This window comes from Streptomyces sp. NPDC042100 (assembly GCF_055582325.1).
This window is the reverse complement of the sequence record NZ_JBVJDK010000012.1, coordinates 287,862-301,700: the sequence shown is the minus strand read 5'-3', so window position 1 is coordinate 301,700 and position 13,839 is coordinate 287,862. Positions and strand designations below refer to the sequence as shown.

Sequence of the window (13,839 nt, the reverse complement as noted above, 5' to 3'; positions counted from 1 at the left end):
GGACCCGACACCCCGATCATCACCACCGACGCCCGCCACCGCGCCGACGCCAAGAGCGCGCTCATCACCCTGGTCGAGCACGCCCTCATGGCACGCCTGCGGTAACCGTCCCGACGGGCCGAGAGCAACGCGAAGGGCCCCCGGGTATCCCGGGGGCCCTTCGTCGTACGCGGGGGCGTCAGCGCCAGCTGTGCGGGGCGCGGAAGCCGTTCTCGCGCTCCAGGCGGCGCCAGCCGGCGGTGGAGCGGCCGTGCTGGTGGGCGGGCTCGGTCGGCTGGGCGGCGGCGCGGGCCAGCAGGACCGCGGTGATCGCGGCCAGCTCCTCGGGCTCGGCGTGGCCCTTCTCGACGCGGAGAAGGTTGGCTGTGGCAGACGTGGTCACTTCGGGGGGCTCCTCTTACTGAGGCGGGTTGCCGTGCTTGCGGGACGGCAGGTCGGCGTGCTTGGTGCGGAGCATCGCGAGGGACTTGGCGAGTACCTCGCGGGTCTCGGCCGGGTCGATGACGTCGTCGACCAGACCGCGCTCCGCGGCGTAGTACGGGTGCATGAGCTCGGCCTTGTACTCCTTGACCATGCGCGCGCGCATCGCCTCGGGGTCCTCGGCCTCCGCGATCTGCTTGCGGAAGATGACGTTGGCGGCGCCCTCGGCGCCCATCACCGCGATTTCGTTGGTGGGCCAGGCGTACGTCAGGTCGGCGCCGATGGACTGGGAGTCCATGACGATGTAGGCGCCGCCGTACGCCTTGCGCAGGATCAGCGAGATCCGCGGCACGGTCGCGTTGCAGTACGCGTAGAGCAGCTTCGCGCCGTGGCGGATGATTCCACCGTGCTCCTGGTCGACCCCCGGAAGGAAGCCGGGTACGTCCAGAAGGGTGATGATCGGGATGTTGAAGGCGTCGCACATCTGCACGAAGCGGGCGGCCTTCTCGGAGGCCTCGATGTCGAGCACGCCGGCCAGCGACTGGGGCTGGTTGGCGACGATGCCGACGACCTGGCCGTCGATCCGCGAGAGGGCGCAGATGATGTTGCGGGCCCAGCGCTCGTGGATCTCCAGGTAGTCGCCGTCGTCGACGAGCTCCTCGATGACCTTGTGCATGTCGTACGGGCGGTTGCCGTCGGCGGGCACCAGGTCGAGCAGCACGTCCGAGCGGCGGTCGGCCGGGTCCTCGGAGTCGACGGTCGGCGGGTTCTCGCGGTTGTTCTGCGGCAGCATCGACAGGAGGTAGCGCACCTCGGCGATGCAGGTCTCCTCGTCGTCGTACGCGAAGTGCGCGACGCCGGAGGTCTCGGCGTGCACGTCGGCGCCGCCGAGGCCGTTCTGGGTGATCTCCTCGCCGGTGACCGCCTTGACGACGTCCGGGCCGGTGATGAACATCTGCGAGGTCTCGCGGACCATGAAGACGAAGTCGGTGAGGGCGGGGCTGTAGGCCGCGCCGCCGGCGCACGGGCCGAGCATGACCGAGATCTGCGGGATGACGCCCGAGGCCCGGGTGTTGCGCTGGAAGATGCCGCCGTAGCCGGCGAGGGCGGAGACGCCCTCCTGGATGCGGGCGCCGGCGCCGTCGTTCAGCGAGACCAGCGGGGCACCGGCCGCGATGGCCATGTCCATGATCTTGTGGATCTTGGTGGCGTGGGCCTCGCCGAGGGCGCCGCCGAAGATCCGGAAGTCGTGCGCGTAGACGAAGACCGTGCGGCCGTCGACCGTGCCCCAGCCGGTGACGACACCGTCGGTGTAGGGCTTCTTGGCCTCCAGGCCGAAGCCGCTGGCGCGGTGCCGGCGGAGCTGCTCGACCTCCTGGAAGGACCCGGCGTCGAGCAGCAGCTCGATGCGCTCGCGAGCGGTCAGCTTGCCCTTGGCGTGCTGGGCCTCGGTCGCTCGGTCACTCGGGCCACGCCGAGCCTGCTCGCGCAGCTCGTGCAGCTCGGCCACACGGCCACGGGCGTCAGCGGGCTCGCTCGGGATCTGGTCCACAACGGTCATGTACCGACCCTACGAACTCCGGCAAGGAAACCCCGCCGTCGAGTCCGTACAGTCTCCCGTGTCGATTCCTGGCGGGGCTTGACAGAACCTGTGCCCCACCAGCCCGAGTCAACAGCCAGACACCCCAGGTGATTGTTGGGTTCCTACATAAGGACCTCGCAACGGTGGGTGGCGCCCGCGGTACCGGGGGTGATCCGCAGCCGCAGCTCCGCACCGCTGCCGAGCACCTCGACGGAGGGGTCGCGGGCGAGCACCGCGCGCACCGGCCGGTCCCAGCGGAGCTCGAAGGCGACGCCCGAGCGGGCCGGCTCGGCCACCCGCAGCGCCACCGTGCCCCGGCACCGGCGCAGCAGGACGCTCGCGGGGGCGGAGACGGTGAGCCCGTCCACCGTACCCGGCTGCCAGAAGTTGGCGGCCGTCAGCCCGAGGTGCGGCACGGAGACCGCCTGCCGGGCGGCGTCGTTGGCGAGGATCCGCAGCCGCCCGGGGTCGGCGGCGCGGGCGGCGACGGCGCTCCGGGAGGCCCCGGGCATCAGCTGGTAGGCGTACGAGGCTCCCGCCGGGTCGGTGCCGTGGTCGAGCCAGAGGGTCTGGTAGCGGCGGGTGCGGCGCTCGGTGGAGCCGCCGGTGTTGATGTCGCTCCAGGCGCCGGAGCGGTCCTCGCGCAGGGTGCGCAGCTCCGCCGTGCCGCCCGGCAGGACCCAGCCGCCGTGCCCGTCGAGGTGGGCCCAGCCGGGGCCGGTGGTGAGGGCCTCGGTGCCGCCCTCGCCGAGCAGCCGGTTGTCGACGACGGTCTCGACGGGGACGCCGTCGCGGGCGGTGATCCCGGCACCGAGGCAGACGACGGCGTCGTCGGCGCAGAACCAGGACGTGCGGGCCTCCAGGGTGGAGCCGAGGCCCTTGAGGTGCTGGCCGACGGCGGCGAACTCCCCGTCGGTGACCCCGCCGACCCACCGCGTGGCGGGGCGGGCGGCCCCCCACTCGCCGCCCGCGCGGTCGGCGAGGCGCCGGGTGGAGACCGTGGTGCCGGGCATCCGGTACGGGTCGACGGTGGGCCAGAACCAGTCGGTGTACTGGTCGCCCCGGCCCGGGGCCCACCAGCTGAGCATCCCGGCGCCGGTGTGCCAGCCGCGCGGGTGCTCGCCGTTGCCGCACTCGTAGAAGGCGATGCGCTCGGAGGCCATCGCGATGCTCGCGGCCCAGCCGGGGCGGCGGTGCACGGCCCGGTCCATGGCGGCGAACAGGCGGTGCCCGGTGGGTTCGGGCGCGGCGGGTCCGGGTCCGGCGGCGATGGCGGCGAGCCGGGCGAGGTCGGCGACGCCGTACTGGCGGGCGGTGAGCACCGGGGAGACGGTGTCGCGGGCGATCCAGCCCTTCACGCGGGCGTGCCAGCGGGCGCGTTCGGCGGGGCTCGCGCCGCCCGCGAGCAGGGCGATGGCGGCGATCAGGCCCTGGCCGTGGAAGTGGTCGGAGCGCATGACCCGGCGTTCGTCGGCCTTCAGGAGGCCGCGGCTGACGGCCCGCCCGTTGACGCTGTCCATGGCGAGGCCGTCGTAGATCAGGGGCGCGTAGGCGTGCTCGACGCTGTCGAGGACGATCTGCCGGTTCGGGTCGGTGACCTCCCAGCGGGAGCCGGCGAGGAGGCTGAAGAGGCGCCCGAGTCCGTCGAGCATGACCTGGCCGTAGGTGCCGGAGTAGGCGACCCAGGTGTGCTGGACGAAGGAGCCGTCGGCGTAGAGGCCGTCGCCCCGGGTGACGTACGGGAAGACGGGCGAGAGGGCGTCCCGGGCGAGGGCGAGCTTGGCGGGGTCGGCGCCGAGCACCCCGCGCAGGGCGACCGAGCGGCACAGGTCGACGCGGTTGGCGCCGGTGGAGGTGCCGGTGTACGCCCCGAGCGCGGAGTCCGGGACGAAGTGGTCGACGGCGGCGCAGGCGGCGGCGATCCGCCCGGCGCCGAGCAGCGGGTGGAGGGCGGCGACGATGTCCATGAGGAGGCGCGGGGCGCCTATCTGCCACTCCCACCAGTTGCCGTAGCGGGTGGTTCCGGGGTGGTAGACGCGCTCGGCGAGGTGGTCGAGGCCGCGCAGGACGTCGGCGAGGAGGGCGGGGTCGCCGGTGGAGCCGGTGCCCTCCTGGACGTACGCCTGGGTCATCGTCCACAGCCGCCCGTAGCCCTGGGTGATGCCGGCCGGCGGGTCGAAGGGGGCGTCGGGCCACAACGAGCCCGCGGCGGGGACCATGGCGGCCCGGAAGGCGCGGGCCAGGGTCCCGGTCTCGGCGAGCCGGGAGGCGTAGGGCTCGGCCCCGGCGTCGTAGCCGGAGCCGAGCTGGAGGTCGAGCCAGCGCAGCCGCAGGGTCTCGAACTCGGTGTCGCCGTCGCCGTCGGTCCCCGCCGCCCGCGCGCGGGGCGCGAGGGCGAGGGCCGCCGCGGCGCCGGAGGTGGCGCCGAGGAAGGTGCGGCGGGACCAGCGGGCGGGGCGGGAGTCGGAGCCGGAGCCTGAGGGGACGGCGGGGACGGAGCGGGCGGAGGGGGCGGACACGGAGCCTCCCGGGCGGGACGAGGTGGGGACCGGTCGCCCCCTGGTGTAGCACCCGCCGCCCGATCCGATCAAGCGTTATGACAAGCGCTTTCTATCTTGTGCCGTAAGGGTTCAGCCACATTGGAAGCGGGCGTTCCCCCAGTCCGCGTGGTCGTTGCCGTTGCCGTCGCCCCCGTCCCCGACGACCAGGTCCACGTACGCGGCGCCGGTGACGTCGGCGGTGAGCGGCCGGGCGGGGTCGGCGGCCCTGAGGACCGGGGTGGCGGCCTTCTCCACGCCGTCGGCGAGCACGGTGAACCGCACGGAGCCTCGGCTGGTCTGGACGTCGTCGACGCCGACCTCGGCGGTGAAGGAGGCGCACCGGCCGCCGAGGTAGTAGCGGACGGTGGCCGGGGCGTGGCTGCCGAGCCCCTTGGCGTAGGTCACTCCCCCGATCCGCAGCGGCCCGCCGTCCCCGGTGCCGGTCTCACCGTTGGAGAGGTCCTTCTCCACCGGGCCCCAGCCGTTGGTGCTGGCGGTCCAGTCGAGGTCGCTGGCCCAGCTGTCGGAGGTGGGCGGCGGGGGCAGGGTGCGGACGGTGGTGGCGGCGGTGAGCCGGCGGGGCCCGTCGCCGACGGCGTACGTGACGGTGGCGCCCAGCTCGTACGGCCGGTAGGCGGCGTCCACCGGCGGGGTGACCCGCCAGGTGGCGGTCGCCTTGCCGCCCGGGGCGACCGGGGCGAGGGCGACCGGCCCGGCGGGCTCGGCGGTCCAGCCCTCGGGGAGGGCGAGGACGGCGCGGGCGCCGGTGACCTCGGCGGTCTCGTCGTTGCCGAAGACGGCGGTGACGGTGTTCGGGCGGCCGGGCTCCAGGGTCTCGGGCGCGGTGACGCCGAGGGTGCCGCAGGCGGGGCGCTCGGCGGCCGGGCCGAGGTCGGTGACGGTGAAGCGGTCGAGCGTGAAGTCGGCGCCGTCGGGGGCGTCGGCCCGCTTGCGCAGCCCGGTCCAGGTGTCGCCGCAGCCCGCGGTGACGGTCTCGGCGAAGTGCCCGGTCGTCCGGCGCTGCCCGATCGGGGTGCGGCGGGTCTCCACGGGGGCGCCGGGCCCGGCCGTGCGGTCGTAGCCGGTGATCCACTCGTAGGCGCCGGCGTGGCTGGACTGGTAGTCGAACTCGACGCGGTAGGCCCGCCCGTCCTTCATCGGGACGGTCCAGGGGGCGGTGCGGTAGACCAGGCCGCCGTTCTCGTCGTGGGACTTGAGGGACTCGGCGCCGTCGAGCACGTCGTCGACGAGCTTCCCGTTCCAGCCCGCCTGGGTGTACGGGGCGTGCAGCTGGGCGATATGGGTGCGGGGGTCGGTGGTGCCGCCCGCGTCGCCCTTGAGGAAGGGTCCCCAGCCCTGGTCGACGGCCTCGAAGTCCTCGTACACGAGGGTGCCGGGGCGGGTGGCGGGGGCGTCGGCGACGATCCGGACGTCGTCGATCCGGACGGTGGCCGCGCTGCCGGGCGCCGCCTCGATGCTGAGCTCGGTGCTCCCGCGTGCGGTGAAGGTGACCTTGGCGCGCTGGAAGCGGGTGCCGTTCCGGTCGGAGGCGGCGACCCGGTCCTCCAGGCCCGAGCGCTCGACGGTGACGGACCGGCCGCCGATGGAGAGGGTGGCCGGGCGGGTCTTTCCGGCCTCGACCTCGATCAGGGCGGAGGCGGTGTAGCGGGCGCCGGGGGTGAGGCCGGTGATCCGCTGGCGCAGGGCGGCGGGGGCGGAGCCGGCGAGCTTCGCGCCGGTGCGGCCCTGGGCGTCGGTCTCCCGGGTGACGGTGCCGGTCTTCCGCCAGGCGCGCAGTCCGGCGTCGTTGAAGCCGGGGTCCGCGACGGGGGTGCCCTGGCCCCAGCGGGGGTCGCGCTGCGCGGGGGCGCGGTGCGGGTAGAGGACGTAGGGCTGTCCGGCGGCGGCGTCGAGGGTGATCCGCCCGTCGACGGGCCGGACGGTGCCGGTCTTCACGCGCCCGTTGTCGGTGAGCTTGTAGACGGTGTACGAGCCGGTGCCGGGGACGGCCCAACTCGTCTTCCCGCCGGTCTTGTTGTAGTGGTAGAGCTTGGCACCGCCGTCCCAGGGCAGCAGGTAGGCGTCGCCGTCGAGGACCTTGCGGCCGTGCTCGTAGAAGGCGCGGCGGCCGTCCTCGACGGTGCCTCGGACGCCGCCGGTGAAGGTGATGTCGTCGCCGTCCCAGCGGGTGATCCGCTGGTGCTGGAGGTACTTGGCGGGCAGGTTGCGCTGCCAGATGTTGGCGGTGAAGGCGGTGTAGTCGGTCTCGCCGGTCCAGCCCTCGAAGTCGACGAGGGCGGTCTGGCCGAGGACCGGGTGGTCGTTCCAGACGTCCTTCTCGCCGTTGCGGATGAAGCGGACGATCTGCGAGTTGAGGCCCTTGTTGGTGGCGCCGCCGTAGTCGAGGTCGTTGGCCCAGTGGGACCAGAGGGAGTCCCGCTCGAACTTCTCGGACCACTCGGTGGCGACGTTCCAGCCCTGCGCCCGGGTGGCCCGCATGGTCTTGTCGGCGATCCAGCCGTGCGTGTAGTAGACGTCGATGTACAGGGCGGAGAGGTTGGGGTCGGTCTCGTCCCGCAGCCGCTGGAGGCGGCGGGCCAGGTCGCCGCTGTTCACGTCGCGGCGCTGGTCGATGTAGTAGCTCTGGTTGAGCCAGTTCCAGCCGGGCTTCGTCTTGTCGACGAGGGTCTCGCTGAAGTTCCTCGCCTCGGGGTACGCCTCGGTGGCGTTGATGTGGACGCCGAAGCCCGCGCCCCACGCGCGGCCCTCGCGCAGCAGCGTGTTGAGGTCCGCGAGTCCGCCCGCGCGCTTGTTGTAGTTGCCGCCGTAGTCGGGGTGGGCGGAGTCGTGACCCTCGGAGCCGTAGCCCTTGAGCAGGGCGAACTGGCCGAGTCCGTCGGTGGAGAGCGAGATCCGCTTGACGTCGTCGAGGGTGCGCAGGAAGGGGTGGGTGGCCTGGGAGGCGAAGTTGAACGGGATGTGGGCGACGACCCGGTCGGGGGTCCCCTCGCTGCCCTTCGCCTTGACGCCGATGGCGCGGAAGGCGACGGCGCCGTCCTGCCAGTCGGTGCGTCCGTCGCCGTTCGCGTCGGGGGTGACGACGACCTTCGCCCAGGGCAGCGCGTCGCCGCTCTCGGGCGCGGGGGCGCCCTCGCCCCGGTAGGTCCACTGGCCGGACCAGACGCCGACGCGGGTCTCGGTGCCGTCCTTCCGGGCCTGGTGCCAGAAGCGGGCGCCGTCGCGGGCGGAGGGGCCGGCGGGCTTGTCGTACGAGGAGTTGGACTCGACGGCGGCGGCGAGCCGGGCGGTGCTGACGATGGCGTAGCTCGCGCCGAGGGCGCCCGGGTCGGCCGGGGTGGCGTCGGTGACCTGCGCGAAGACGTCGGCGGTGCGGGTGGAGTCGGGGTCGAGCCGGGTGAAGGCGGTCGCGGCGCCGGGCTCGGCGGAGCCGACGGAGACCAGGTCGTGGCCGGGGATGTCGAGGGTGCCGACCCGGAAGGCCTCGGTGTCCCGGACGGCGGTGATCCGGAAGGTGGTGGTCCGGCCGCTGACGTCGAGGCGGGCGTCGATCTCGACCCCGGGGAGCTCGGGGAAGGCGAGGGTGTAGGCGGCGGAGTCGCGGGTCAGGACGGGGGCGCCGGTGGCCCGCACGGTGCGGGCGGTGCCGTTGAGGACGATCCGGGTGACGGGCGCGGTGCTGCCGAGCAGCCGGGCGCCGGTGGCGCGGTCGGTGTACGAGAGGACGCGGGGGAAGTCGTCGGCGACGGCGACGGAGAGCCGGCCGGAGCCGATCACGGCGGAGCCGGTGGCGGTGGCGGCGCTCGTCGCGCGGTCCGGGGCGCCGGCCCGGGCGGGACCGGCCAGGGCGAGGACGGCGGAGGCGGCGGCGGCCAGCGCACAGGCGGTGCGCAGCCGCCGCGCCGAGGCGGAGGGAGGGTGTGGGTGCGACATGCGCACCAGTTGGCCCGGGGCGGCGGAGCACCGTCAACGAGATCGTCCGCCGACGGGCCCGCCAGTCCAACAACCCCTTCCGGTTAGTCCAAGTGGAGCCGGCCGTTCGGCTGGTGGGGGTCCGAACGGCGGTCCGGCCGGCGGTCCGGCCGATGGTCCTTCACGGGGTCCGGTTCAGCAGCCGCCGCAGTTGTAGAAGGTGACGTCCCAGTGGTTGCCCTCGTCGGCGTAGACGTTGCCGGCGCCGGACTGCCACTGCGGGGCGCCGTCGCCGCGCACGCCGATGTACGTGAACGTGTTCTTCACGTAGTTGGTGACGCAGGTGGCCTTGCCGAAGTCCAGCTTGTAGCCGTTCCAGTGCGAGTAGGTGCCGCCGGCGTGGCCGGTCTCGGTGCCGCCGGTGATGTTGAGGGCGCAGCCGCTGGCGCTCTTGAGGGTCTGGGCGCCCTGGGCGGTGGCCTGGTTGAGCTGCTCGAAGGACGTGCACGTGGCGTTGTTGCGGTCCGAGCAGCCGCCGGACGAGGACCAGGTGATCCCGGAGGAGCGGAACATCGAGGTCGCGGTGGCGTGGCTGATCTTGGTGACCGTGACCGCGGCGTGGGCCTCGGTCGCGGTGGACAGGGCGCCGACGCCGGGGGCGAAGAGGGCCCCGAGGACCAGGGCGAGAGCGGCGAGTACGGAGCGGTACCGGTGCTTCATTGCGGATGCCTCCTGCGGATGACCGTGACGGTTGGGGACGGCGGTGCAGGTGGTGCGGTGGCGCGGGCCGAGCGGCAGCGCGCAGGGAGATGGTGCCGCAGTTCTACGCGCGTCCGAAAGGGGGCGTGGGGGCAGTCCGGGTGAACATCTTCCGGAGATGTTGAAAGTTGAACGGAATACCGCTACAGTCATTCTCGTTGAAGGTTCAACAACACGGGCACCGGCAGCCTCCCCGGCCGGACATCTGATCAAGGAGCACGTCATGGGCATCTTCGGCCGCAAGAACACCGGCACCGCCACCACCACCGCCGTCGCGACCCTCCCGGTGGACCCGGCGCTCGCCGCCCTGACCGGCGACTACACGATCGACCCCGCGCACAGCAGCATCGGCTTCACCGTCCGGCACGCGATGGTCACCAACGTCCGGGGCACCTTCGCGGAGCACGAGGGCGCGCTGAAGCTGAACGGCTCGGACCCGGCCGCCTCCACCGCCGTGATCGACGTCAAGATCGCCTCCATCGACACCGGCATCGCCGACCGCGACGGGCACCTGCGCAGCGGCGACTTCTTCGACGCCGAGCAGTTCCCCTCGATGACCTTCCGCTCCACGCGGGCCGAGCAGCTCGGCGGCGACAAGTACCGGATCACCGGCGACCTGACCATCAAGGACGTCACCAAGCCGCTCGCCATCGACCTGGAGTTCAACGGCACCGCGACCGACGTCTACGGCAACGAGCGGGTCGGCTTCGAGGGCAGCGCCGAGATCCTGCGCTCCCAGTGGGGCCTGACCTGGAACGCGGCCCTGGAGACCGGCGGCGTCATGGTCAGCGACAAGGTCAAGCTGAACTTCGACATCTCCGCCATCAAGAACGCCGCCTGACCCCCGGGGCCCCGCCCCGGCGGCGCCACCCGGCCGAGACACACGAGCGCGCCCGCCTCTCCGCCCCCGCGGAAGGCGGGCGCTCGGCGTTCCGGGCCCGGCGGCCGGGCGGGTCGGGGCCGTCACCGGCCGCTACGGCGCCGGGCTCGGCGCCTCCCACACCCGCTCCGGCTCCGGAGCGGCCCGGCCTTCGGCGTCCGGGGCGAGGGCGTCCCAGGGGGCCGGCGCCTCCGACGCGGTCCACGCGTCGAGAGCGGCTCCGTCCACGCAGCGGATTCCGCTCGTGGCCGCGTAGTCGAGGGCGGGTTCGGTGAACGTACTGGTGGTCACCAGGACCGCGACATCGGCCTCGTGCACGGTCCAGCAGGTGCCGCCGAAGCGCTGGAGGTCCGGGGAGCCGACGCGGTGGTCCGGCGCGTACCGCTTGCACTGGAGCACGACCCGCCGCCCGTCGGCGGTCGTCGCCAGCACGTCCGCGCCCAGATCCCCGGCGCCTCCGACCACCTGGACGGACCCGCAGCCGTCGCGGGCGCAGAGCGCCGCCACGGTGTGCTCGAACTCGTACGGATCCGCGGCGGCGTGGTCCAGCGCGTCCCCGTCCACGACGGGCGCCGCGGGCCGCTCCGGTATCCCGCCGCCGCGGACCGCCGCGGCCGCCGCGCGGCCTCGCCTCCGGACCCCGGGGCCCGGCCGCCGCCTCCCGCCCCGCGCGGGTGCCAGGCTCCATCGCGCCACCGCCACCCCGACACCGGTCACCACGAGGAGCCCGATCAGGACCACGGGCGGGCGCGCGCCCTCGGCGTACGCCGTCCGCAGGAGCAGCGCCGCCCCGCCGGCGACCGTTCCCGCGAGCCCCACGGCGAGCAGCACGTCCCGCCCCACGCCGACGGCCGTCCGCCCCTCCTCGGCCGCGCCCCTCTCCCTGCCACCGTTCACCGCCATGTGCGGTCCCCTTCCCCTGCCGGTGTGACGATTCCCTCGCATCCCCCGAAGCCCGGGGCGCCACGCCGCGAGGCCCCGACCGGGGGGAGCGGTCGGGGCCTCGCGGCGGGGCGGGGGTTCAGCTCCGGAAGGCGTCCTTGACGTCTTCCTTGGCGTGCCGGGCCTTGCTCTTGGCCTGGTCCGCGCGGCCCTCGGCCGTCATCCGCTCATTGCCGACCGCGCGGCCGACGGTCTCCTTGATCTTGCCCTTGGCCTGCTCGGCGTGGGCCTTGCTCTTCTCCGTACCCGACACGGGGACCTCCTCGTAGCAGCAACCGGATTGGTCTTGACCCGCTTCTGCTCGGCGATTCCCCTCTCAAACGTCCCGGTCGCGCCCGCGTCGTCTTCGGGCTTCGGGCTTCGGGCTTCGGGCTTCGGGCTTCGGGCCGCCGGCCTAGGGGGTGTCCGCCCCGTCCGCCGCCGCGGCCACCGCCGCGATCAGCCGTGTGTTCTCCGGGGCGCCCGGACCGCCGAAGACCGCGAAGCGGCGGCGGGCGTAGCCGTACGCGAGGCCCCGGGCCGGTTCCGCGAAGGCCTGCGAGCCGGGGGCGCCGTTGTGCCCGACGGCGCCGGCGCCGAGCTCCGGGTGGCGCGGGGCGAGCGGGATGAAGCCCAGCGCGAAGGTGTTGGGGTTCCCGGTGACCAGGTCCGTCCCCTCGGAGTGCACCCGCGAGAACTCCGCCAGGGTCTCCGGCTTCAGCAGCGGCGCCCGCCCGTCGAGCTCGCCGGCCATCGCCGCGTACATCCGGGCGAGACCGCGCGCGCTGCCGACCCCGCCGGCGGAGAGCGGCGCCCCGGCCCGCAGGGCCCGGGAGTTCCCGTAGCCGACCATGTCGAGCGGCGGGTCGGTGTGCAGGCCGAAGGCGACGCTCAGGAGGCTGCCGGGAGCGGCCGGGTGCGCGTCGAGGAGGGCCTGCTCCTCCGGTGTGGGCAGCATCGGCAGGACGGTCCGGAAGCGCGGCTCCAGCTCCTCGGGCAGGCCGAGGTGGTAGTCCACCCCGTACGGGACGCGGATCCGCTCCTCGTAGTGCTCCCGGACCGTGCGCCCGGTGGCCCGCAGCACCACCTCGCCGACCAGCGCGCCGAAGGTGTGGCCGTGGTAGCCGTGCCCGGTGCCGGGCTCCCAGTACGGGCGGTGGGCGGCGAGCCGGGCGGCGACCCCCCGGTCGTCGGCGAGCTCGTCGAGCGTGAAGCCGCCGTCGACGCCGATCGCGCCCGCGCGGTGCGCCAGCAGCTCCCGCAGGGTCAGCGCCCCCTTGCCCTCCGCCGCGAACTCCGGCCACCAGGAGGCCACCTCGCGGTCGAGCTCCAGCGCCCCGTCCTGCACCAGGAGGGCGGTGACGAGCGCGACGGCTCCCTTGCTGCAGGAGTACAGGGCGAGCAGCGCGTCGCCGTCGACACCGTCGCCGCCCCACAGGTCCACCACCCGGCGGCCCCGGTGGTAGACGGCGAGCTGGGCGCCGCCGTCGCGCGCCTCGTCGGCGAGGACGCCGGCGAACTCCTCCCGCACCGACTCGAATCCGGCCGCCACGGTGCCGTGGACCTCGCTCATCGCGCACTCCCCCTCGTCGAGGCGCGGTGGTCCGCGCCGGGTCTTCCCACCGGCCGAACGGTCAGGGCGGCGGCGGGATTCCCGGCGTTGTCAGTGCGGGCCGCTAGCGTCGGCGGCATGGAATTCCGTATCGAAAGCGGCCTGCTGACCGAGGCCGTGGCCTGGGCGGCCCGCGTGCTGCCCACCCGCTCCCCCATGCCCGTGCTCGGCGGGCTGCTGCTGGAGGCCGCCGACGGGCGGCTGCGCGTCTCCGGTCTGGACTACGAGGCCTCCGCCCGCATCGAGGTGGACGCGGACACCCTGCGGGACGGGCGGGCCCTGGTGCTCGGGCGGCGGCTGCTCGACATCTGCAAGGTGCTGCCGTCCGGGATCGCGCACTGCGCGGTCGAGGGCGCCCGGCTCTCGGTGACCGGCGGTGACGCCCGCTTCGGGCTCTCGCTGCTGCCCCTGGACGACCACCCGGCCCCGCCCGCGCTGCCCGCCCTGCGCGGGACGGTGGACGCGGACGCCTTCGCCTCGGCCGTGGGACACGTGGCGGTGGCGGCCGGCCGGGACGACGCGCTGCCGGTCCTCACGGGGGTGCGGCTCGGCCTGGACGGCACGACGATGACCCTGGCCGCGACCGACCGCTACCGGTACGCGGTGCGCACGCTGGAGTGGAAGCCCGAGGAGGCCCCCGGGGCCGAGGCCGCCGACGTGGTGGTCCCGGCCCGGCGGCTCACCGAGATCGCCCGCTCGCTGGCCGGGTCGGGCCCGCTCCGGCTCGCCCTCGACCAGGGGTCCATCGGCTTCGAGAGCGGCGGGATGCGGACCACCACCCGCCTCCTGGACGGGCGCCTGCCCCGGCACGACAAGCTGTTCACGCTCGGCGAGCACGCGGTGGCCGTCACCGGGCGGGCCGCGCTGGTCGAGGCCGCGAAGCGGGTCGCGGTGGTGGCCGAGGGCGACAGCCCGGTGCAGCTGACCTTCGACCGGGCCGGCGTGCACCTCCAGGCGGGGTACGAGGACGATGTCGCCTCCCAGCGGCTGCCCGCCTCGCTCACCGGCGCCGAGTCGCTGACGGTCGCGTTCAACCCCGGCTATCTGCTGGACGCCCTGGGCTCCTTCGACGCGCCGGAGCTGCACCTCCTGCTGCTCGGCCCCGGGCAGCGGGCCCTGATCACGGACGGCGAGGCCGGGACCCACCGGCATCTGCTGATGTCGGTGAAGCCCCTGGTCTGACCGGCCGGCCGGG

The 13,839-nt window shown here is 74.3% G+C and carries 10 protein-coding genes and 1 pseudogene; 3 read left to right on the top strand and 8 right to left on the bottom strand.

Annotated features, from left to right (window positions below; translation table 11 throughout):
* Positions 1-105: pseudogene (locus ACZ6J5_RS26930) on the top strand (ATP-binding protein); the annotation flags it as partial.
* A 73-nt stretch (positions 106-178) separates the two neighbouring features.
* Here ACZ6J5_RS26930 and ACZ6J5_RS26925 read toward each other — a convergent pair.
* The 5 genes from ACZ6J5_RS26925 to ACZ6J5_RS26905 all read right to left on the bottom strand — a co-directional run bounded on the left by ACZ6J5_RS26925 (position 179) and on the right by ACZ6J5_RS26905 (position 9,192).
* Entirely contained in the window at positions 179-382 is a 204-nt protein-coding gene (locus tag ACZ6J5_RS26925) for an acyl-CoA carboxylase subunit epsilon (protein ID WP_469395703.1), read from the bottom strand.
* A gap of 15 nt (positions 383-397) precedes the next feature.
* Positions 398-1,981 (bottom strand): acyl-CoA carboxylase subunit beta, encoded by a 1,584-nt coding sequence (locus tag ACZ6J5_RS26920; RefSeq protein ID WP_469395701.1) that lies wholly within the window; start codon positions 1,979-1,981, stop codon positions 398-400.
* A gap of 143 nt (positions 1,982-2,124) precedes the next feature.
* Positions 2,125-4,521: a polysaccharide lyase 8 family protein gene (locus ACZ6J5_RS26915; RefSeq protein ID WP_469395699.1), complete on the bottom strand. Its 2,397-nt coding sequence runs from the start codon at positions 4,519-4,521 to the stop codon at positions 2,125-2,127.
* Between the two features lie 111 nt (positions 4,522-4,632).
* Positions 4,633-8,493, bottom strand: coding sequence for an endo-alpha-N-acetylgalactosaminidase family protein (locus tag ACZ6J5_RS26910; protein ID WP_469395697.1), 3,861 nt, complete (start codon positions 8,491-8,493; stop codon positions 4,633-4,635).
* Positions 8,494-8,667: 174 nt separating this feature from the next.
* The gene (locus ACZ6J5_RS26905) at positions 8,668-9,192 is read right to left on the bottom strand and encodes a hypothetical protein (protein WP_469395695.1); all 525 of its coding nucleotides are present in this window, start codon (positions 9,190-9,192) and stop codon (positions 8,668-8,670) included.
* Between the two features lie 262 nt (positions 9,193-9,454).
* Here ACZ6J5_RS26905 and ACZ6J5_RS26900 point away from each other — a divergent pair, with 262 nt between their 5' ends.
* Positions 9,455-10,072: a YceI family protein gene (locus ACZ6J5_RS26900; RefSeq protein ID WP_469395694.1), complete on the top strand. Its 618-nt coding sequence runs from the start codon at positions 9,455-9,457 to the stop codon at positions 10,070-10,072.
* A gap of 132 nt (positions 10,073-10,204) precedes the next feature.
* Here the strand turns inward: ACZ6J5_RS26900 and ACZ6J5_RS26895 are convergent, their stop codons facing one another.
* The 3 genes from ACZ6J5_RS26895 to ACZ6J5_RS26885 form a co-directional block, all read right to left on the bottom strand.
* Complete coding sequence (locus ACZ6J5_RS26895; RefSeq protein ID WP_469395692.1) at positions 10,205-11,014, bottom strand: restriction endonuclease; 810 nt, start codon at positions 11,012-11,014, stop codon at positions 10,205-10,207.
* A 118-nt stretch (positions 11,015-11,132) separates the two neighbouring features.
* Positions 11,133-11,306, bottom strand: coding sequence for a CsbD family protein (locus ACZ6J5_RS26890; RefSeq protein ID WP_469395690.1), 174 nt, complete (start codon positions 11,304-11,306; stop codon positions 11,133-11,135).
* A 141-nt stretch (positions 11,307-11,447) separates the two neighbouring features.
* Entirely contained in the window at positions 11,448-12,605 is a 1,158-nt protein-coding gene (locus ACZ6J5_RS26885) for a serine hydrolase domain-containing protein (RefSeq protein ID WP_469395688.1), read from the bottom strand.
* Positions 12,606-12,722: 117 nt separating this feature from the next.
* Between ACZ6J5_RS26885 and dnaN the strand changes: the two genes are divergently transcribed.
* Positions 12,723-13,826 (top strand): DNA polymerase III subunit beta, encoded by a 1,104-nt coding sequence (gene dnaN / locus ACZ6J5_RS26880; protein WP_469395686.1) that lies wholly within the window; start codon positions 12,723-12,725, stop codon positions 13,824-13,826.
* The last annotated feature ends 13 nt before the right edge of the window (positions 13,827-13,839 follow it).